Here is a 20,490-nt window from a genome sequence, read left to right on the forward strand (position 1 = left end):
CGCGCCGCCCAAGGGCGCGACGAAGACAATCGGGGAGCGTGGGAGGGAAAACAAGATGCTGCCGAACAGCCAGGCCGGTTTCGATTTCGACCTCGGCGAGACCGCCGGGATGTTGCGCGACACCGTGCGCGATTTCTCGCAGGCCGAGATCGCCCCGCGCGCCGACGAGATCGACAAGACCAACACCTTCCCCCGCGATCTGTGGCCCAAGCTCGGCGCGCTCGGCCTGCTCGGCGTCACGGCGGAGGAGGAATATGGCGGCTCCGGCCTCGGCTATCTCGAGCACGTCATCGCCATGGAGGAGATCTCCCGCGCCTCCGCCTCGGTGGGCCTGTCCTACGGCGCGCACTCCAACCTCTGCGTCAACCAGATCAGCCGCAACGGCTCTCCCGCGCAGAAGGCGAAATACCTGCCGAAGCTGATTTCCGGGGAGCATGTGGGCGCGCTCGCCATGTCGGAGCCGGGCGCCGGCTCGGACGTGGTCTCCATGCGCACCCGCGCGGAGAAGAAGGGCGACCGCTACGTCCTCAACGGCTCGAAGATGTGGATCACCAACGGCCCCATCGCCGAGACGCTGGTGGTCTACGCCAAGACCGACCCCGCCGCCGGCCCGCGCGGGATGACCGCCTTCCTCGTGGAGAAGGGCTTCAAGGGTTTCTCCACCGCCCAGAAGCTGGACAAGCTGGGCATGCGCGGCTCCGACACCGGCGAGCTGGTGTTCGAGGATTGCGAGGTGCCGGAGGAGAACGTGCTGGGCGCCGTGGGCAAGGGCGTCAACGTGCTCATGAGCGGGCTCGATTATGAGCGCGCGGTGCTGGCCGGCGGGCCCACGGGCATCATGCAGGCGTGCATGGACATCGTCCTGCCCTATGTCCACGAGCGCAAGCAGTTCGGCCAGCCCATCGGCACCTTCCAGCTGATGCAGGGCAAGATCGCCGACATGTACGTGACCATGAACGCCACCAAGGCCTACGTCTACGCAGTGGCCAAGGCCTGCGACCGTGGCGCCACCACCCGCGAGGACGCCGCGGGCGCCATTCTCTACGCGGCGGAGAAGGCCACCTGGATGGCGCTCGAAGCCATCCAGACCCTGGGCGGCAACGGCTACATCAACGACTACCCGACGGGCCGGCTGCTGCGCGACGCCAAGCTCTACGAGATCGGCGCCGGCACCAGCGAGATCCGCCGCATGCTCATCGGCCGCCAGCTGTTCGACAAGACGGCGTGAGGGCAGGCGGGCCAGGTCGTGCCCCGGTCCATCCGGGGCCGCGATCTGCCCGCGATTCCTGCGCATGCGCGGCCGGGTCCCGATACCGGGCGACAATCGCCCGGGCGGGCCCCGCCGATGCCGCGCGCAGCAAGACCGGCCTGCCGCTGCGACATGCCGCCGCCTCCCGGGTGCCGTGTCGGCGGGGGTTCGCGCGCACGCCAAATGGGGCTATAAGAAGTGAGCCAGCCAATTCCGCATCGCGGGATCGCCCGCGGATACAGAACATTTTGATTGGTGACGCGAAATGCACTCCTGCTTTTCTTCGCGTGCACCGCTGCGGCGTGTCGGCATTCGCGCGTCCTCCGGTGTCGCTCTGGCTGGTCTTTTCATCCTTGCTTCCGCCGCCGGCGCATTTGCCCAGGGGGGAGATGCCTCCCCGGCCCCCGCCGCGTCTCCCGCGCTGACCGCGCCCGCCGCTGCCGTCCCCGCGGTGCCTGCGGCTGTTCCTGCGCTATCGGCCGTCAGCCCGGCGCCTGCGGATTCCGCGAGCGTGGCCGTCCCCGCCGTGCCTGCGGGCGAACCGGTATTGGCCGAGCCGCCGGCCGCCAATGCGCTGCTGCCCCATGACCTCTCCCCCTGGGGCATGTTCATGGCGGCGGACGTGGTGGTGAAGGCGGTGATGATCGGCCTCGCCTTCGCCTCCTTCATCACCTGGACCGTGTGGCTCGCCAAGTCGCTGGAGCTGCTGCTCGCCCGCCGCGCGGTGTCGCGCACCCTGAAAGCCCTGCGCGCCGCGCCGACGCTGGCCGACGCCGCGGATGCCCTGCCGGACGCCAGGGGCGCCTCCGCCGCCACCCTGAAGGCCGCTCTCGCCGAATGGCGGGCATCCGAGGGACTGCCGGTGGACGGCATCAAGGAGCGCGTGGCCGTGGCCCTCGGCCGGATCGAGGCCAAGGCCGGCCGGCGCATGATGGGCGGTACCGGCGTGCTCGCCACCATCGGCGCGACGGCGCCCTTCGTCGGCCTGTTCGGCACGGTGTGGGGCATCATGAATTCCTTCATCGGCATCTCGAAGGCCCACACCACCAACCTCGCGGTGGTGGCCCCCGGCATCGCCGAGGCGCTGCTCGCCACCGCCCTCGGGCTGGTGGCGGCGATCCCGGCCGTGGTCATCTACAATCTGTTCGCCCGCGCCATCTCTGCCTACAAGGCGAGCCTGTCCGACACCTCGGCGGAGGTGATGCGGCACCTGTCCCGCGATCTCGACCGCGCGGCCCAGGGCCACGACGTGCGCACGCTCAGGGCTGCGGCGGAGTAGGGCCGTGGCGGCGAAGCTCGACACCGGTGGCGGGGACGACCTCGCCGAGAATCACGAGATCAACGTCACGCCGTTCATCGACGTGATGCTGGTGCTTCTCATCATCTTCATGGTGGCGGCGCCGCTTGCCACCGTGGACGTGAAGGTGGATCTGCCCACCTCCAACGCCCAGCCCCAGCCGCGGCCCGACAAGCCGCTGTTCCTGACGGTGAAGAAGGACCTGACCCTCTCCCTCGGGGACGAGACGGTGCCGCGCCCCGCCCTTGGCGCGGCGCTGGACGGCGCCACCGGCGTCGACCGGCAGCAGCGCGTGTTCGTGCGCGCCGACAAGGCGGTGCCGTATGGCGACGTGATGGAGGTGATGAACCTCCTGCGCGGCGCCGGCTATCTCAAGGTCGCGCTGGTGGGACTGGAGGGTGAGGCGCCTGCGCAGGCCACGCTTCCCCAGGCGGCGCCTGTCGCCGGGACCGGTGCGGCAGCTCCGGCTGCGCCGGTGGCGGGAGCTGTGCGGTGAGTGCGGTTCATTGGCATGACTTCGACCGCACCCATGGGCGGGATACGGCTTTGCGCCTTGGCGTGGCGGTGGTGCTGATTCTCGCCGTGTATTCGGCGGGGGCCTATTTGTATCTGCACCTGCGCCAGGTGGATCCGGGCGATACGTCTCCGCCCGCCGCCGTCATGATCGAGCTGGCGCCCCTCGCCGTGAGCCAGGCGGCGCAGGACGACAACACCCCGGCGCCGCCCATGGCCTTCTCGCCGGAATCCGTGCCGGACGCCCCCGACATCCCCACCGAGGATGCCCCGCCGCCTGAGCCTGTGGTGGAGCAGATCGTGGAGAAGATGCCCGAGGTCGCGCCCGCTCCGGCCGAGGCCGAGGTGGTGCTGCCCAAGGCCGAGCCCGAGAAGAAGAAGGAGGTGAAGGAGCCTCCGAAGCCGGTGGAGCGGCCGAAGAAGGACGCCCAGCCTACCCGCCGCAAGCAGGCCCCCGCCACCGCCGCGCCGCCCCGCTCCGAGGCGCCGCGGTCGGAGACCACCAGGGCGCCGTCGGCGGGTGCTTCGGCGGAGCGCTCCGCCGCCATCGCCGACTGGAGCTCCAGGCTCAAGGGCCACATCGACCGGTTCAAGCGCCCGCAGAGCGGGCACTCGGGCTTGGCAAACATCCAGATTTCTCTTTCCGGGTCCGGAGCCGTGCTGTCCGTGAGTCTCACCGGCTCCAGCGGCGACGAGGTGCTGGACCGCGAGGCGGTGGCCATGGCCCGCCGGGCCTCGCCCTTTCCGGCACCGCCGAGCGGGCAGGCAACCAGCGTGCGGATTCCCATCCGTTTCTCCAGCCGGTGACCCGGGACGGGCGTGAGCATGTAGCCGGCGCAGCACTGCGCCGCTCATGCCGCATGCCCGCCCTTTGGACTTCATCTTCGCCCTGTGATAAGCGCAGGGTCCGCCCCGGCAGGCCGCCTCCAAAACCGCGTTCCGCCGGGGTCCCCGACATCACCGGAGACCTGTCATGGCCTCGCAGGACGCGAACCGCGCCTCCGTCACGGAGGAAATGAACCGCTTCTTCACCGCCCCTCTCGCCGAGACCGATCCCGAGATCGCCGGTGCGGTGACAGCGGAGCTGGGTCGCCAGCGGGACGAGATCGAGCTCATCGCGTCCGAGAACATCGTTTCGCGCGCCGTGCTCGAGGCGCAGGGCTCCGTGCTCACCAACAAGTATGCCGAGGGCTATCCGGGCAAGCGCTACTACGGCGGCTGCCAGTTCGTGGACGTGGCCGAGAACCTCGCCATCGAGCGCGCCAAGAAGCTGTTCGGCTGCGCCTTCGCCAACGTGCAGCCCAACTCCGGCAGCCAGGCCAACCAGGGCGTGTTCTTCGCCGTCATGCAGCCGGGCGATACCTACCTCGGCCTCAATCTCGCGGCGGGCGGGCATCTCACCCACGGCTCGCCGGTCAACATGTCCGGCAAGTGGTTCAAGCCGGTGCCCTATACGGTGCGCGAGGACGACCAGCGCATCGACTATGAGGCGGTGGCCCAGCTCGCCGACCAGCACAAGCCCAAACTCATCGTGGCCGGCGGCTCGGCCTACCCGCGCGTCATCGATTTCCCGAAGATGCGCGCCATCGCCGATTCCGTGGGCGCCCTGCTGATGGTGGACATGGCCCACTTCGCGGGCCTCGTGGCCGGCGGCGCGCACCCGAGCCCGTTCCCCCACGCCCACGTGGTGACCACCACCACCCACAAGACCCTGCGCGGCCCGCGCGGCGGCATGATCCTCACCAACGACGAGGATCTCGCCAAGAAGATCAACTCGGCCATCTTCCCCGGCATCCAGGGCGGCCCGCTGATGCACGTCATCGCCGCCAAGGCGGTGGCCTTCGGCGAGGCGCTGCGTCCCGAGTTCAAGATCTACGCGAAGAACGTGGTGGAGAACGCCAAGGCGCTCGCCGAGACCCTGAAGGGCCACGGCTTCGCCATCGTCTCCGGCGGCACGGACACCCACCTGATGCTGGTGGACCTCCGGCCCAAGCGCCTCACCGGCAAGACGTCGGAGGCCGCGCTCGGCCGCTCGCACATCACCACCAACAAGAACGGCATCCCGTTCGACCCCGAGAAGCCGTTCGTGACCTCCGGCATCCGCCTCGGCACGCCGGCCTGCACCACGCGCGGTTTCGGCGTGGCGGAGTTCCAGCAGGTGGGCGACATGATCGCCGAGGTGCTCGACGTGCTCTCCCAGAAGGGTGCGGACGAGGATTCGCTGGTGGAGGCCGCGGTCCGCGAGAAGGTGTCGAGCCTCCTCGGCCGCTTCCCCATCTATCCCTGAAAGGGATCGCCGAAGGGGTGAAGCATGCGGTGTCCCTACTGCGGCGGCCTTGAGACGCAGGTGCGCGATTCGCGGCCGACCGAGGACAACACCGCCATTCGCCGCCGCCGCATCTGTCCGGATTGCGGCGGCCGCTTCACCACCTTCGAGCGGGTGCAGCTGCGCGAGCTGATGGTGCTCAAGCGCTCCGGCCGGCGCGTGCCGTTCGAGCGGGAGAAGCTGGAGAAGTCGGTCAGCGTCGCCCTGCGCAAGCGTCCGGCGGACCACGAGCGGGTGGAGCGCATGATCAACGGCATCGTGCGCCAGCTGGAAAGCATGGGCGACGGCGACATCACCTCCGAGACCATCGGCGAGATGGTGATGGACGGCCTGAAGCAGATCGACGACGTGGCCTATGTGCGGTTCGCCTCGGTCTATCGCAATTTCCGCGAGGCCAAGGATTTCGAGCACGCCTTGGCCGAGCTTTCCAGCGAGGGTGACGTCCGGCCCGAGGGCGAGGACGGCGAAGCCCCGGAGGCGCCGGCGCGGGGGAAGGCCCCGCGGCCGCGGGGCAGCGAATGAACGTGTCCTCCTTGTCCGCACATCCCGTCGCCTCCCCCGAGGAAGACGAGTTTTTCATGGCCGAGGCCCTGAAGGTGGGCCAGTCCGGCCTCGGGCGCACCTGGCCCAATCCCTCCGTGGGCGCCGTGGTGGTGAGCCACGGGGACGGCCGCCCCCGCGTGGTGGGCGCCGCCGCCACCGCCGCCACCGGCCGCCCCCATGCCGAGCCGGTCGCCCTGGCCCAGGCCGGCGAGGCGGCGCGGGGCGCGACCCTCTACGTCACGCTGGAGCCCTGCTCGCACCATGGCCGCACGCCCCCCTGCGCCGATGCCGTGATCGCCGCCGGTGTGCGCCGGGTGGTGGCGGCCATCGAGGATCCCGACCACCGGGTGAAGGGCAGGGGCGTCGCCCGCCTGCGCGCCGCGGGCATCTGGGTCACGGTGGGCGTGGGCGCCGAGCAGGCCTTCGCCGACCATGCCGGCCACATCCGCCGCGTCACGGCGGGCCGGCCGCACGTGCTGCTGAAGATGGCGGTGTCGGCGGACGGCAAGGCCGCCCTGCCCGGGCCCCGGCCCGCCGTGATCACCGGCGCCGAGGCGCGGGCGCGCGTCCACCTCATGCGGGCCCATGCCGATGCCCTCCTCGTCGGCCTCGGCACGGTGAAGGCGGACGACCCCATGCTCACCACCCGGCTGGAGGGGTATGAAGGCCGCTCGCCGGTGCGCCTCGTGCTCGACAGCGGGCTCGACATTCCCCTCGACTGCGCCCTGGTGCGCACCGCCTGTGACGTGCCGGTGTGGGTGATCGCGGCGGAGGACGCTTCGGCGGAGCGCGCCGCCGCCCTCAACGAGCGCGGCGTCGAGGTGCTGCGCGCGCCGCGCGGCGGCGTGGAGGGGCGCCTGCATTTGCCCGCCGTGCTGAAGCTGCTGGGCCTTCTCGGCGTCACCCGCCTGATGGTGGAGGGCGGGCCAACGGTCGCCGCCGCTTTCCTCGACGCGGGGCTGGTGGACGAGGTGGCCATCTTCCGCAGCCCGGTCCTGCTGGGTCCGGACGCCTATGACGTGCTGGCCGGCCGCCCCATCGGCCGCCTGTTCGCCCCCGTGGGCTTCGCCGAGGTGGAGCGGGCCGAGCTCGGCGCCGACCATCTCGTGCGGCTCTGGCGGCGATAGACGGCGGCGGCCAGGTTCCGCCCTGCCGGAAGCATCGGAGGACGTGCCGCCGCGCGGCGGAGCGCCATCTTCCTGCGCGAGCGGGATGGCAGTCCCTCTCGCAGCGGGGAGCTTGCGGCGCCCGATCCGCTGGGCATGCCCGCGCTCCAGCGCTAAGGAGAAGGCGACAGGCCTTCCGCCCGGCGCGGATCGGCTGACCCCTGACTGAGGCCACCGGCGCCCGGACCTTTCCGCCGCCCGAGGAGAAGACAATGTTCACCGGCATCGTCACCGACATGGGCGATCTCGTCTCCGTGGAGACGAGGGGTGAGGTGAAGACCCTCACGGTCGCCACCGCCTACGAGGCCGCGGGCATCGATATCGGCGCCTCCATCGCCCATGCGGGCGTGTGCCTGACGGTCACCTCCGTCACTGCCGGCGGGCCGCGCGGCGCGCTCTACACGGTGGATGCGGCCCCCGAGACGCTGGCCATCACCACCATCGCCGGCTGGAAGCCGGGCCGGCGCATCAATCTGGAGCGCTCGCTCAAGATCGGCGACGAGCTGGGCGGCCACATGGTGTCCGGCCATGTGGACGCGAAGGCCCGCATCGTCTCGCGGGAGGATCTCGGCGTCACCACGCGCTTCGTGTTCGAGGTGCCGGAAGAGCTGGCCCGCTTCGTGGCGGTGAAGGGCTCGGTGGCGCTCGACGGCACCTCGCTCACGGTCAATACGGTGGAGGGCAACACCTTCTCCTGCCTGCTCATTCCCCACACCCTCGCGGTCACCAGCTGGGGCGGGGTGAAGGCGGGGGACGAGGTGAATTTCGAGGTGGACCTGATGGCCCGCTACGCCGCCCGGCTTGCGGAGTTCCCCCGGGCCTAGTACGCCTCGCGGCCAATTCAGGCGCCATCCGGCGCCGCATGCTTCTGGAGACTTCCCATGGTCACGACGCGCAAGGAAAGCGCGAGCGCGGACAACACGTCCCTCGAAGGGGCGCGGGTCCTCATCGTCGAAGGCCGCTATTACGAGGCGCTCGCCGACGAGCTGCTGGCCGGCGCCCGCGCGGTGCTGACGGCGGCCGGGGTGGAGGTGGAGGTGATCACCGTGCCCGGCGCCCTGGAAGTGTCGGTGGCGGCGGAGATCGCCCTCGATGCGGCGGAGTTCAACGGCACGGCGGTGGACGCCGTGGTCGGCCTCGGCGTGGTGATCCGCGGCGAGACCTATCATTTCGAGATCGTGGCGGGCGAGAGCGCGCGCGGCCTCATGGACCTGGGCATGGCCCATGCCCTGCCGGTGGGCAACGGCATCCTCACCGTGGACACCGAGGCCCAGGCCTGGGAGCGCGCCCGCATCACCGAGGGCAACAAGGGCGGCGGCGCGGCCGAGGCGGCGCTTTCGCTGCTGCGCCTCAAGCGGCGGCTCGAAGCATGAAGGATCAGAACGCCCCGGCCAAGCCCATGAAGAAGAGCGCGGCCCGCCTCGGCGCGGTGCAGGCGCTCTACCAGATGGACCTGGCCCAGACGCCGGTGAACGACATCTTCGCCGAGTTCGAGAGCCACTGGCTCGGCCAGGAAGTGGAAGGCATCGAGCTGCCGGAGGCGGACGTGAAGCTGTTCCGCTCGGTGGTGGAGGGCGTGCTCAAGGAGCAGCGCCGCATCGATCCGATGGTGGATGGCGCCCTCTCCAAGGGCTGGCCGCTGAAGCGGGTGGAGGCGGTGCTGCGCGCCGTGCTGCGCGCCGGCGCCTTCGAGCTGGCCGCCCGGCCGGACGTGCCGGCCCGCGTGGTGATCGCCGAATATGTGAACGTCGCCGGCGCCTTTCTCGACCGCGACGAAACGGGCATGGTGAATGCCGTGCTCGACACGCTCGCCCACGAGCTGCGGCCGGACGAGTTCTGACGCCGCACCACGCGGCAGGACCGGGGAGGGGCGGATGGAGGGCGGCGGATCGGCGGAGGATCGCTTCATCGCCCGGTTCTTCCGCCCCATTGCGCGCTCCGGCGCCGCCCTCGGCCTGCTGGACGACGCCGCGCTGCTCTCCCCGACACCGGGCACCGATCTGGTGCTGACCAAGGACGCGGTGGTGGCCGGCGTCCATTTCTTCCCCGATGATTCGCCCGCCTCCATCGCCCGCAAGGCGCTGCGGGTGAACCTCTCCGACCTCGCGGCCAAGGGGGCGGCGCCGGTGGGCGCGCTCCTCGCCATCGCCTTGCCCAAGGGCACGCCCGACGCCTGGATGGCGGCGTTCGCCGAGGCGCTGGGGGCGGATTCCCTCGCCTTCGGCTGCCCCATTCTCGGCGGCGACACCGTGTCCACCCCCGGCCCCGTCACCATCACCATCACGGCCCTGGGCGAGGTACCCAAGGGCACCTTCGTGCCCCGCACCGGGGCGCGGCCAGGGCAGGCCATCCTGGTCTCCGGCACCATCGGCGATGCGGCGCTGGGGCTGAGGCTGCGGCAGGACGCGCATCATCCCGCCTTTGCCGGCCTCGGCGAGGCGCAGCGCGCGCACCTGCTGGACAGGTATCTGCATCCGCAGCCGCGGCTCGCGCTGGCGCCGGTGCTGCGCGCCTGTGCCGCCGCCGCCATGGACGTGTCCGATGGCCTTGCGGGCGACGTGGCGAAGATGCTGAAGGCCTCAGGCTGCGGCGGGCATGTGGAGGCGCGCCGCGTGCCGCTCTCGGCCGCCGCCGCTGCGGTGGTGAAGGCGGACCCGTCCCTGTTCGCCGTGGCCCTTTCGGGCGGGGATGATTACGAGATCGCCGCCTGCGTCCCCCATGGCAGGGTCGCCGTTTTCACCGCCGAGGCCGCGCGGGCCGGCGTGCCCGTGGCCCTCATCGGCGAAACGCGGGATGAGGACGGACTGAGCGTGGTGGATGCCGGCGGCAATACCCTGGAGCTGGGCGCCGGGAGCTACAGCCACTTCTAGGGGCGGTCATTCCCCGAGCCCGCTCACCTTCCGCAGGGGCCCTTCCGTGGCCGGCCGGCGTTCGGCCGTGAGGCGTATCGCATCCACGCAGGCCGTTAATGTTCCGACGTTCCCCGAGTCACGCGGGCATCTACCTTGGCATGCCGGGGGCAGGGCCTGCGGAAGGGACGCGCAAAGGGGCCCGTCGCATCATGACCTGAAGCCGGACGGGGGCACGCCCGGAGAGGTGCCGGGCGCGGGCCCCCGGATGACCTGCCTCAGGCCGTCACCTCATAGGTGGCGGCGGCGACCACTTCGCCATCCCCGCCGCGCTGGGCGGTGACGGACCATGTGCCGGGCGTGTCGGCCTGGAAGGCGACACGCACCGTCGTCTTGGCCGGGACCGGAACGGTGTCGTGCCACCAGGGCTTCCAGCCATCGTCGAGCCCGTCGAGCAGGCGCGCGGGATGGCCGGCGATGTTCACCGAGACCGGCGCATCGAGGCTGTTGGCGAGCGCGAGCACCACGCTCCTGCCCACCTTCACCTTGCCGAGGGACGGCACCGGCTTCGCCGGCTTGTCACCGATGGGCAGCTCCACACGCAGCGCGTCCTTCAGGGGGATCTGCGCCGGCAGGGCATTGGCCGGCAGCGGCGCCGGTGGGCCGGATGGGGCTGGGCCGGCCGGGCCGACCGGCGTCACCACGGCGAGGCGGATGGGGTCCTGCGTGGTCTCGATCTCGATGATGGTGGCATCGGCATCATCCAGGGTTGCGGCCACGTCCGCCCGCCCGCCGGGGGCGAGCTGGATGCGCCCATCCTTCAGCTCGAACGGCTCGGACACCGGCTGGCCGTCCACTGCGATGGCATAGCTGGCCGGCCCCTTGAGGCGCAGGCGCAGGAACACCGGCGTCGCGTTCACGAAGCGCAGCCGCGTGCGGCCGCTGGCCGGCCCCTGGAGGGTGGGCGAGATGGAGCCGTTCACCGGGAAGATGGGCACCCCGCTCTCGGGCGGGAAGGACTGGATGAAGAGCACATGGTCCGAGGCATAGGCCGAGGACCCGGCCTCCTCCACCACCAGGGCCCCGGCCAGAGCCCGGCGGGCGAGGGCGGGGCTGGTCGCGTGGTACCAGAAAGTCCCGGCATCCTTGGCCGTGAAGCGGATGCTGGCGGTCTTGCCCGGCGCCACGGCGGCACCGGCGGCGGCGGCCGCGGCTGCCGGAAGGCGCACGCCCTGGAAGGCGAGGGAGACGCTCTCCGACAAGGCGTTGCTGACCGCGAGCGAGAGGTCCGCGCCCTTTTTCACCCGCAGCACCGGGCCGGGCAGGGCGCCGTTGAACAGGGCGAGCGGGCCCTGGCCGGCAAGCTCCGGCATGGTGCCCGGCGCCGCCGAAAGGGCGATGGGCGCAGGCGCGGCCGGGGCCTGGGCGAAGGCGGGTGCCATCGCAGCCGCCACGGCATCCGCCGCGCCGGCGAGGGAGAGGGCGGCAGCGCCCTTGAGAACGGTGCGGCGGGAGGGAATCGGCGTGGTCACGCGGCGTCTCCAGGCAAGCTCACCGGACCATCCAACGCCACTCGCAAAAGGGCAAGCGGGTTCCCGCGGGAGGGTGAAGGGCCGGTTCTCCGGCGAAGCGCGCGGGCGGTTCCCCCGGCGACGAGCGGAAGCGGGGCGCTTGCGTCCATGTGCCGGCTAAGGTTTTGCGCCCCTGCGCCGCCATGCCTCACGCCCCGGCCTGTTCCGGGCGTCGTCGAGGGCACCGCGAGCGGCCGGGGGACACCGGCCCGCCACGCCATTTTCTTGCTGCACGCGGGCGCGAGCGTGATATAAGCCGCGACCCGACCGATGTGTGCCGTCGCGTGCGCCAATGGTCGTGCCCGATGGCTCGTGCGGCCCGCGCCTTTTGGCGCAGGCGGCATGAAGGCGTTGCGGCGAGCGCCCTGCGGGCGTGGCGGAACTGGTAGACGCGCGGGATTTAGGTTCCCGTGACGCAAGTCGTGGGGGTTCGAAACCCTCCGCCCGCACCATGTCGCCAGCTCTGCGGGTCGTCGGTGCGCCAAGGCCCCGCAGCCCCATGTCCCCGGCGGACCGTGGCGCGGATGCCGGGCGCGGGGCACAGGTTTTTCAGGAAATTCCGCCGAGCGCGGGACAGGATGTGAAGGCAAGACGATGCAGGTGACCGAGACCCAGGCCGATGGCCTCAAGCGCGCGTTCCGTGTGGTGGTGTCCGCCGCCGACCTCGACGCCAAGGCCGACGCCCGGCTGAACGAGCTCAAGGGCCAGGTGAAGCTCAACGGCTTCCGCCCCGGCAAGGTGCCCACCGCGCACCTGAAGCGGGTCTACGGCAAGTCCGTCTATTCCGAGGTGATCGAGCAGACGGTCAACGAGACCAACGGCAAGATCGTCGAGGAGCGCGGCTTTAAGCTTGCCCTCCAGCCCAAGGTGAAGCTCTCCGACGGCCAGCAGGGTGAGACCCTGCTCGACGGCGGCAAGGACCTCGCCTACGACGTGGAACTGGAGATCCTGCCGAAGATCGAGCTCGGCAACTTCAAGGAAATCTCGGTCGAGAAGCCGGTGGTCGAGGTGACCGACGCGGAGGTCGACGAGACCGTCCAGCGCATCGCCGACGCCAACCGCCCCTTCTCCCCCAAGGAGGGCCCGGCCGCCGAGGGCGACCGCGTCACCATCGACTTCACCGGCTATGTGGACGGTGAGAAGTTCCAGGGCGGCGAGGGCCAGGACATCGACGTCCTCATCGGCTCCAAGGGCTTCATCCCCGGCTTCGAGGAGCAGCTGGTCGGCGCGTCCGCCGGCGAGAACCGCACCCTCTCCGTGACCTTCCCCGAGGCCTATGCGGCCAAGGAGCTGGCCGGCAAGGCGGCCAGCTTCGAGGTGACCGTGAAGTCCGTGGACGCCGCCGGCGCGGTGGCGCTGGACGACGAATTCGCCAAGACCCTCGGCCAGGAGAGCCTCGAGCAGCTCAAGGAGACGGTGAAGGGCCGCATCGTTCAGGAGCATGCCGGCGCCGCCCGCCAGAAGGTGAAGCGCGCCCTGCTCGACGCCCTCGATGCCCAGCACCAGTTCGAGGTGCCGGCGGGTCTCGTGGAGCAGGAGTTCAACGGCGTGTGGAGCCGGGTGAACGAGGATCTCGCAGGCCAGGGTCGCACCTTCGCCGACGAGGGCACCTCCGAGGAGGAAGCCCGCAACGACTACCTCAAGATCGCCGAGCGTCGCGTCCGTCTCGGCCTGGTGCTTGCGGAAATCGGTGAGCGCAACAATATCCAGGTTTCCGACGAGGAAGTGACCCGCGCGGTGGTGGAACGGGCCCGCCAGTTCCCCGGCCAGGAGCAGCAGGTGTGGGAGTATTACCGCCGCACCCCCGAAGCCCTGGCGTCCGTGCGTGCGCCTCTCTTTGAGGAGAAGGTCGTCGATTTCCTCCTGGAGCTCGCCAACGTGACCGAGAAGAAGGTCACCAAGGAAGAGCTCTACAAGGAGGAGGAAGACGAGAAGGCGGCCTGAGGCCCGGGTCGCTTTCGTCCTGCGACGATATCGCGCGGCACGCCGGGGACGGCGTGCCTTCACCCGCGCCCTGAGGACTGAAGATGCGTGATCCTGTTGATACTTATATGAATTACCTCATCCCCATGGTGGTCGAGCAGACCAACCGTGGCGAGCGCTCCTACGACATCTTTTCCCGCCTCCTGAAGGAGCGCATCCTGTTCCTTACCGGTCCGGTCGAGGACGGCATGGCCACCCTGGCGGTGGCCCAGCTGCTGTTCCTTGAGGCGGACAATCCCAAGAAGGAAATCTCGATGTACATCAACTCCCCCGGGGGAGTGGTGACGTCGGGCCTCGCCATCTACGACACCATGCAGTTCATCAAGCCTGCGGTGTCCACGCTCTGCATCGGCCAGGCGGCCTCCATGGGCTCGCTGCTGCTGACCGCGGGCGAGAAGGGCATGCGCTTCGCCCTGCCGAACGCCCGAATCATGGTCCACCAGCCGTCGGGCGGCTTCCAGGGCCAGGTGACGGACATCATGCTGCACGCGCAGGAGATCCTGAACCTGAAGAAGCGGCTGAATGAAATCTATGTGAAGCACACCGGCCAGCCGCTGAAGGCCATCGAGGATGCGCTCGAGCGCGACAATTTCCTCACCTCCGATGCGGCCAAGGAGTTCGGGTTGATCGATTCCGTGATCGACAAGCGTCCCACGGACGAGGCCTCCAAGGCGGCGTGATCGGGCACGCTGCGGGGGGCGTTCTCGAAATTCCCCCCCTTGCGTGCGGTGCAAGATCGCGCTTGCATGTCATTAAGCCGGCATCGGATGCCGCGTTGTCGGCCCCGCCCAAAAGGCGGGGCCGTGGCGTTTAAGGGGTCTTCACCTTCTGGGCGGACCCTGTGGCAGGCGAGACGGCGGACGGCGCGGTTAAGGCGCGGGTTTTTTGCCGGATGGTCATGTTTCCGGCACATCGGCCCTGGGGAATGTCGCTTCCCCGCCTTGATCGTGACGCCTAGGGGTGGTTGGCTCGCATGAACCGATCACCAATTCGGGATTGGCGAGCTTTTTGCTTAGCCTAATCCCCATATGTGATCCTAGCGAAACGGGGTCCGTAGCGGGTCCGCTTCGGTAGATCGTAGGAGACGAAGATGAGCAAGACCGGCGGCAGCGACAGCAAGAACACGCTTTATTGCTCGTTCTGCGGCAAAAGCCAGCATGAGGTCAGGAAGCTCATCGCCGGACCGACCGTGTTCATCTGCGACGAGTGCGTCGAGCTGTGCATGGACATCATCCGGGAAGAGTCCAAGTCCTCTCTGGTGAAGTCGCGGGATGGCATCCCGACCCCGAAGGAGATCCGCAAGGTTCTCGATGACTATGTCATCGGCCAGGACCACGCGAAGAAGGTCCTCTCGGTGGCCGTGCACAACCACTACAAGCGCCTCAACCACGCCACCAAGCACGGCGACGTGGAGCTCGCGAAGTCCAACATCCTGCTGATCGGCCCCACCGGCTCCGGCAAGACGCTGCTCGCGCAGACCCTGGCGCGCATCCTCGACGTGCCCTTCACCATGGCCGACGCCACCACGCTGACCGAAGCCGGCTACGTGGGCGAGGACGTGGAGAACATCATCCTCAAGCTGCTCCAGGCCGCCGACTACAATGTGGAGCGGGCGCAGCGCGGCATCGTCTATATCGACGAGATCGACAAGATCAGTCGCAAATCCGACAATCCGTCCATCACCCGCGACGTGTCGGGCGAGGGCGTGCAGCAGGCGCTGCTGAAGATCATGGAAGGCACGGTGGCCTCGGTCCCGCCCCAGGGTGGCCGCAAGCATCCCCAGCAGGAGTTCCTGCAGGTGGACACCACCAACATCCTGTTCATCTGCGGCGGCGCCTTCGCCGGCCTCGACAAGATCATCTCGTCGCGCTCGAAGGGGTCCACCTCCATCGGCTTCCAGGCCAAGGTGGCCCCGCCCGAGGATCGCCGTCCCGGCGAGGTCTTCCGCGAGGTGGAGCCCGAGGATCTGCTGAAGTACGGCCTCATCCCCGAGTTCATCGGCCGCCTGCCCGTGCTGGCGACGCTGGGTGACCTGGACGAGGAGGCCCTGAAGAAGATCCTCTCCGAGCCGAAGAACGCCTTGGTCAAGCAGTACCAGCGGCTGTTCGAGATGGAGAATGTGGACCTGACCATCCACGAGGAGGCCCTCGGCGCCATCGCCCGCAAGGCGATCGAGCGCAAGACCGGCGCCCGTGGCCTGAGGTCCATCATGGAGGGCATCCTGCTCGACACCATGTTCGACCTCCCCGGTCTGGAAGGGGTCGAGGAAGTGGTGATCTCGCGGGAGGTCGTCGAGCAGAATGCGCGTCCGCTGTATATTTATGCGGATCGCGTCGGCGACGCCGGCGCCAGTGCGTGACGGATCCGGCTCCACGCCTCTCCCCCGGCCTCAGGGTTCGGGGGACGGCGGGAGCTTGGTCCGACCAGGGGGGAAGACGGCCGGCGCCGCCGCATCGGTCCGCCCTCTCCCGAACTCCGTAAACGGGTTGCCCTTGAAACGGGCAGGTTGCGTGTCCATCTACTTTTCGAAAGCTCCGGTCTCGGGGGGCGGACTTCGTGTCTCCTGCGGCATCTGCCGCTTCAGCATTGACAATCCACGCCCGTCTCCGGCCGCGTGCACGCGCGGCAGCGTACAATTGCGTCCTGTTCCGGCGCGTGCACTTCTTGAAAGGATTGCGTCATGACGAGCCAGAAGCCGCGCCCGCCGCTCGTTGCCGGAGTATCCCAGACCTTCCCGGTTCTGCCCCTTCGGGACATTGTGGTGTTTCCCCACATGATCGTCCCCCTCTTCGTCGGCCGCGAGAAGTCCATCCGCGCGCTGGAAGAGGTGATGCGCGGCGACACCTATATCCTGCTCGCGACCCAGGAGAACGCCTCGGATGACGATCCGGCGCCGGAGGCCATCTTCTCCGTGGGCACGCTCGCCACTGTCCTGCAGCTGCTGAAGCTGCCCGACGGCACCGTGAAGGTGCTGGTGGAAGGCGTGAGCCGGGCCCAGGTGACCCACTACACCGAGCGTACCGACCTTTATGAAGCCGAGGCCATCTCCCTCTCCGACGAGGTGGGCGACGTGGTCGAGGGCGAGGCGCTCGCCCGCTCGGTGGTCAACGAGTTCGAGAATTATGTGAAGCTCAACAAGAAGGTGTCGCCGGAGGTGGTGGGCGTCGTCGGCCAGATCGACGACCACTCCAAGCTCGCCGACACGATTGCCTCGCACCTCGCCGTGAAGATCCCGGAGAAGCAGGCCGTGCTGGAGACCCTCAAGGTTTCCGACCGCCTGGAGAAGGTGCTCGGCCTGATGGAGAGCGAGATCTCCGTCCTGCAGGTGGAAAAGCGCATCCGGACCCGCGTGAAGCGGCAGATGGAGAAGACCCAGCGCGAGTACTACCTGAACGAGCAGATGAAGGCGATCCAGAAGGAGCTGGGCGACGAGGACGGCAAGGACGACCTGCAGGAGCTGGAAGACCGCATCAAGCGCACCAAGCTCACCAAGGAAGCCCGCGAGAAGGCCGCCCACGAGCTGAAGAAGCTCCGGCAGATGTCGCCCATGTCCGCGGAAGCGACCGTGGTGCGCAACTATCTCGACTGGCTGCTCTCCATCCCGTGGGGCGTGAAGAGCAAGGTCAAGAAGGACCTGCCGTTCGCCCAGGAGATCCTCGACGCCGACCACTTCGGCCTCGACAAGGTCAAGGAGCGCATCGTCGAGTATTTGGCGGTGCAGAGCCGCGCCAACAAGCTCACGGGTCCCATCCTGTGCCTCGTCGGCCCGCCCGGCGTCGGCAAGACCTCGCTCGGCAAGTCCATCGCCAAGGCGACGGGCCGTGAGTTCGTGCGCGTGGCCCTGGGCGGCGTGCGCGACGAGGCGGAGATCCGTGGTCACCGGCGGACCTACATCGGGTCCATGCCGGGCAAGATCATTCAGTCCATGCGCAAGGCCAAGAAGTCGAACCCGCTCTTCCTGCTGGACGAGATCGACAAGATGGGCGCCGATTTCCGCGGCGACCCGTCCTCGGCCCTGCTCGAGGTGCTGGACCCGGAGCAGAACCACACCTTCAACGACCACTATCTCGAGGTGGACTACGACCTCTCGAATGTCATGTTCGTGACGACGGCGAACACGCTGAACATCCCGCCGGCCCTTCTGGACCGCATGGAGGTGATCCGCATCGCCGGCTACACGGAGGACGAGAAGGTGGAGATCGCGCGCAAGCATCTCCTGCCCAACTCGCTCCAGAAGCACGGGCTGACGCCGAAGGAGTTCACCATCGACGATGCCGCGCTGATGCAGCTCATCCGCCGTTACACGCGGGAAGCCGGCGTGCGCAACCTGGAGCGTGAGGTGTCCACCCTCGCCCGGAAGGCGGTGAAGGAGCTGGTGCTCACCAAGAAGAAGTCGGTGAAGGTGACGGCGAAGAACCTCGAGGACTTCCTCGGCGTGCCGCGCTACCGGTACGGCGAGATGGAGACCGAGGACCAGGTGGGTGTCGTCACCGGCCTCGCCTGGACCGAGGTGGGCGGCGAGCTGCTCACCATCGAGGGCCTCATGATGCCCGGCAAGGGCAAGATGACGGTCACCGGCAACCTGCGCGACGTGATGAAGGAGAGCATCTCGGCGGCGGCGTCCTACGTCCGCTCGCGGGCGGTGGACTTCGGTATCGAGCCGCCGCTGTTCGAGCGTCGCGACATCCACGTGCACGTTCCCGAGGGCGCGACCCCGAAGGACGGCCCGTCGGCGGGCGTCGCCATGGCCACCGCCATCGTCTCCGTGATGACGGGCATTCCCGTCCGCCGGGACGTGGCGATGACCGGCGAGATCACCCTGCGCGGCCGGGTGCTGCCCATCGGCGGCCTGAAGGAGAAGCTGCTCGCGGCCCTGCGCGGCGGCATCAAGAAGGTGCTGATCCCGGGCGAGAACGCCAAGGATCTGGCGGACATTCCGGCCAACGTGAAGAACGCGCTGGAGATCGTGCCCGTCAGCCGCATGGACGAGGTGCTGGCGAACGCCCTGGTTCGCAAGCCGGAGCCCATCACCTGGGAAGAGCGCCCGGTGAATGCTCCGGTGGCCGGGGAGGAGACCCCCGGCGTCGTCGCCCACTGAGGCGAGGGGCGGACGGAAAGCGGGGGACATCCCCCGCGATTCCGCCCAAACCGGCACCAGACCTGAAAAAGTGAGGGCGTGCTGCCGCTTTTCCCCATCACGGCGGGGAAGCGGCGCACGCCCTCAGCGTTTTCAAAGACTTAAGCTTTCTTCCGATGCGCCGCCGCGGTCCGCCTGTTCGCAGGCGCACATGCGGAAATCGTGCATTGGTGCGGGTTTGACCCCGATCGCGCTTGCAAAAGCCGTATTTTCCGTGATGCTCGCGCCGTTCGTCGGGGCTTATCCCTCAACGATTCGCGTTCTGACAACGGAAGGAAAGGTCAGATGACCACCAAGAACGAACTGATCGCCGCGGTGGCCGAGGAAGCGAAGCTGACGAAGACGGCAGCCGCTGCGGCCGTGGACGCCACCTTCGACATCATCGCCAAGGCGCTGAAGCAGGGCGAGGAAGTCAAGCTGATCGGCTTCGGCAGCTTCTCCGTGGTGACGCGCGCTGCCCGTGAAGGCCGCAACCCGCGCACCGGCAAGCCGGTGAAGATCAAGGCCTCCAAGGCTCCGAAGTTCACGCCCGGCAAGGGTCTCAAGGAAGCGGTCAACGACTGATCGCATTTCCAGCGCGCTTCGCGGACGCTCCCGGCCTGCCCAAGATGCGGGCGGAGCGTCCACGGGGCAGCGCTCGCTCGATGCCGGTGCCCGCCTGTCGAGCCCGGATCGACGGTGTGGGCGGGACACAAGGCGGTCCATGCCACTCCCTTCAAGACCACGCCGCCGGGCACAAGGCCGGCCGCGCCCCTGAAGCGGCGGCCCCGGGAGGCCGAAGTCAGCGGCCGAAGTCAGCGCCCGCGTGAGCGCTCCTGACAGGTGCCTTTCCGCTTCCGCCGAATGGATGCGCCCGCGCCGTCGCGGACCGGCTCCACCCAGCCGCAGGGCGCGCCATGATCGCCGCGCGCTGATTCCCGCCGCGGCGGCGGGGCATTCTCCGCCACGCCCTTGCAGTGCGCGACAGCGCAGATTATAGCCCCAGCGCGCCGGGCCGGATCCAGACCGCACGGCGTGCGCGGCCGGCGGAACGACGCGGTCCGCTGATGGTTCGGGCGGTTAGCTCAGTTGGTAGAGCATCTCGTTTACACCGAGAGGGTCGGCGGTTCGAGCCCGTCACCGCCCACCAGATTCCCTCCCTTTCAGATGATCCGAATGCTCTTGAGGGGCGCGGCGGATTCGCCCGTTGCAGGGGGCGATGACCGGTCGTCCGCGTCCCCCGGGGCGGGCGGCCTGTGGATTGCGCGAGGCCTTGGCAGCACTTGATTTGCGAGCGGCTGTGGACAAATTCCCGGCAAAATATGCCGGTGTTGCTTGACTTGCGAAGAGGGGAACCGTATCACGCGGCTCTCTTCGGCGGCACGGTTCGCTCCGACGCCGGGTCCGAGGGGGTGTAGCTCAGTTGGTTAGAGCGCCGGCCTGTCACGCCGGAGGTCGCGGGTTCGAGCCCCGTCACTCCCGCCATCCAATCAAAGACATCTCAAAAATCGCTGCGCATGCGAGGTCCCTTGTCGAAGGGGTCCTGACGCTTTGCGTCGCCGCGCGGCGTGCGCGGGCATGGGCGTCTGTCGCCGTGCGCCTGGCTTGAGAGAGGCAGGGGCTCGCCGTCCCTGCGGCCTCCAACTGGATCGATGCCCCTCTCGGTCGCGGAGACGCTGTTCAGGCGCCCCCGAGGACAACCCGGTTTGGCCTGCTGGAATCAGGTGGGGAAAGACTGCGAAGCGCAGATGCGCGCCCGTGGCGGCGCGCCGCCAGGAGATGTGTTGGGGGATGTAGAATAGGAAGTCAGCGGGGCGTGAATGTAAGCTGGCTATATAAACCTATACATCGCCGCAGCCTGACAATGACTACGTACA

At 68.9% G+C, this 20,490-nt stretch carries 17 protein-coding genes and 3 tRNA genes; 19 read left to right on the top strand and 1 reads right to left on the bottom strand.

Going from position 1 to position 20,490, the window contains the following annotated elements; translation table 11 throughout:
* Window positions 1-55: 55 nt before the first annotated feature.
* From V5F59_RS10265 to thiL, 11 genes are all read left to right on the top strand, one after another.
* Window positions 56-1,228 carry an isovaleryl-CoA dehydrogenase gene (locus tag V5F59_RS10265; protein ID WP_393982357.1) on the top strand — a complete coding sequence of 391 codons (1,173 nt, stop codon included), beginning with the start codon at window positions 56-58 and terminating at the stop codon, window positions 1,226-1,228.
* A 286-nt stretch (window positions 1,229-1,514) separates the two neighbouring features.
* Window positions 1,515-2,528, top strand: coding sequence for a tonB-system energizer ExbB (gene exbB, locus V5F59_RS10270; protein ID WP_393982356.1), 1,014 nt, complete (start codon window positions 1,515-1,517; stop codon window positions 2,526-2,528).
* Between the two features lie 4 nt (window positions 2,529-2,532).
* Window positions 2,533-3,042, top strand: a complete 510-nt coding sequence (gene exbD, locus V5F59_RS10275) for a TonB system transport protein ExbD (protein ID WP_393982355.1) — start codon at window positions 2,533-2,535, stop codon at window positions 3,040-3,042.
* Window positions 3,039-3,866 (top strand): cell envelope integrity protein TolA, encoded by an 828-nt coding sequence (tolA, locus tag V5F59_RS10280; protein WP_393982354.1) that lies wholly within the window; start codon window positions 3,039-3,041, stop codon window positions 3,864-3,866. The genes exbD and tolA overlap by 4 nt, the downstream gene beginning before the upstream one ends.
* A 166-nt stretch (window positions 3,867-4,032) precedes the next feature.
* Complete coding sequence (gene glyA / locus V5F59_RS10285) at window positions 4,033-5,346, top strand: serine hydroxymethyltransferase (RefSeq protein WP_393982353.1); 1,314 nt, start codon at window positions 4,033-4,035, stop codon at window positions 5,344-5,346.
* 24 nt (window positions 5,347-5,370) lie between these two features.
* A complete protein-coding gene (nrdR, locus tag V5F59_RS10290; RefSeq protein ID WP_393982352.1) occupies window positions 5,371-5,907 on the top strand; it encodes a transcriptional regulator NrdR in 537 nt (178 codons plus the stop codon).
* Window positions 5,904-7,055 carry a bifunctional diaminohydroxyphosphoribosylaminopyrimidine deaminase/5-amino-6-(5-phosphoribosylamino)uracil reductase RibD gene (ribD, locus tag V5F59_RS10295; RefSeq protein ID WP_393982351.1) on the top strand — a complete coding sequence of 384 codons (1,152 nt, stop codon included), beginning with the start codon at window positions 5,904-5,906 and terminating at the stop codon, window positions 7,053-7,055. Before nrdR ends, ribD begins: the two co-directional genes overlap by 4 nt.
* Before the next feature lie 251 nt (window positions 7,056-7,306).
* Window positions 7,307-7,918 carry a riboflavin synthase gene (locus tag V5F59_RS10300; protein WP_393982350.1) on the top strand — a complete coding sequence of 204 codons (612 nt, stop codon included), beginning with the start codon at window positions 7,307-7,309 and terminating at the stop codon, window positions 7,916-7,918.
* A 57-nt stretch (window positions 7,919-7,975) separates the two neighbouring features.
* Entirely contained in the window at window positions 7,976-8,467 is a 492-nt protein-coding gene (gene ribH, locus V5F59_RS10305; RefSeq protein ID WP_393982349.1) for a 6,7-dimethyl-8-ribityllumazine synthase, read from the top strand.
* Window positions 8,464-8,934 (top strand): transcription antitermination factor NusB, encoded by a 471-nt coding sequence (nusB, locus tag V5F59_RS10310; RefSeq protein ID WP_393982348.1) that lies wholly within the window; start codon window positions 8,464-8,466, stop codon window positions 8,932-8,934. Before ribH ends, nusB begins: the two co-directional genes overlap by 4 nt.
* 34 nt (window positions 8,935-8,968) lie before the next feature.
* On the top strand, window positions 8,969-9,964 hold the full coding sequence (thiL, locus tag V5F59_RS10315; RefSeq protein WP_393982347.1) for a thiamine-phosphate kinase: 996 nt from the start codon (window positions 8,969-8,971) through the stop codon (window positions 9,962-9,964).
* Window positions 9,965-10,221: 257 nt separating this feature from the next.
* Here thiL and V5F59_RS10320 read toward each other — a convergent pair whose 3' ends face one another.
* Complete coding sequence (locus V5F59_RS10320; protein WP_393982346.1) at window positions 10,222-11,475, bottom strand: multicopper oxidase family protein; 1,254 nt, start codon at window positions 11,473-11,475, stop codon at window positions 10,222-10,224.
* Between the two features lie 406 nt (window positions 11,476-11,881).
* Between V5F59_RS10320 and V5F59_RS10325 the strand changes: the two genes are divergently transcribed.
* From V5F59_RS10325 to V5F59_RS10360, 8 genes are all read left to right on the top strand, one after another.
* Window positions 11,882-11,966, top strand: a tRNA-Leu gene (locus V5F59_RS10325).
* A gap of 142 nt (window positions 11,967-12,108) precedes the next feature.
* Entirely contained in the window at window positions 12,109-13,458 is a 1,350-nt protein-coding gene (tig, locus tag V5F59_RS10330; RefSeq protein ID WP_393982345.1) for a trigger factor, read from the top strand.
* 83 nt (window positions 13,459-13,541) lie between these two features.
* Window positions 13,542-14,177 carry an ATP-dependent Clp protease proteolytic subunit gene (locus tag V5F59_RS10335; protein ID WP_393982344.1) on the top strand — a complete coding sequence of 212 codons (636 nt, stop codon included), beginning with the start codon at window positions 13,542-13,544 and terminating at the stop codon, window positions 14,175-14,177.
* Window positions 14,178-14,587: 410 nt separating this feature from the next.
* Window positions 14,588-15,856 carry an ATP-dependent Clp protease ATP-binding subunit ClpX gene (gene clpX / locus V5F59_RS10340; protein WP_393982343.1) on the top strand — a complete coding sequence of 423 codons (1,269 nt, stop codon included), beginning with the start codon at window positions 14,588-14,590 and terminating at the stop codon, window positions 15,854-15,856.
* Between the two features lie 321 nt (window positions 15,857-16,177).
* The gene (gene lon / locus V5F59_RS10345) at window positions 16,178-18,595 is read left to right on the top strand and encodes an endopeptidase La (protein WP_393982342.1); all 2,418 of its coding nucleotides are present in this window, start codon (window positions 16,178-16,180) and stop codon (window positions 18,593-18,595) included.
* A 324-nt stretch (window positions 18,596-18,919) separates the two neighbouring features.
* Window positions 18,920-19,198, top strand: a complete 279-nt coding sequence (locus V5F59_RS10350) for an HU family DNA-binding protein (RefSeq protein WP_393982341.1) — start codon at window positions 18,920-18,922, stop codon at window positions 19,196-19,198.
* Between the two features lie 489 nt (window positions 19,199-19,687).
* Window positions 19,688-19,763 (top strand) — tRNA-Val (locus V5F59_RS10355).
* Between the two features lie 258 nt (window positions 19,764-20,021).
* Window positions 20,022-20,098: transfer RNA gene (locus V5F59_RS10360), tRNA-Asp, on the top strand.
* The last annotated feature ends 392 nt before the right edge of the window (window positions 20,099-20,490 follow it).

Source organism: Xanthobacter nonsaccharivorans (assembly GCF_043194755.2).
Lineage (GTDB): Bacteria > Pseudomonadota > Alphaproteobacteria > Rhizobiales > Xanthobacteraceae > Xanthobacter > Xanthobacter autotrophicus_G.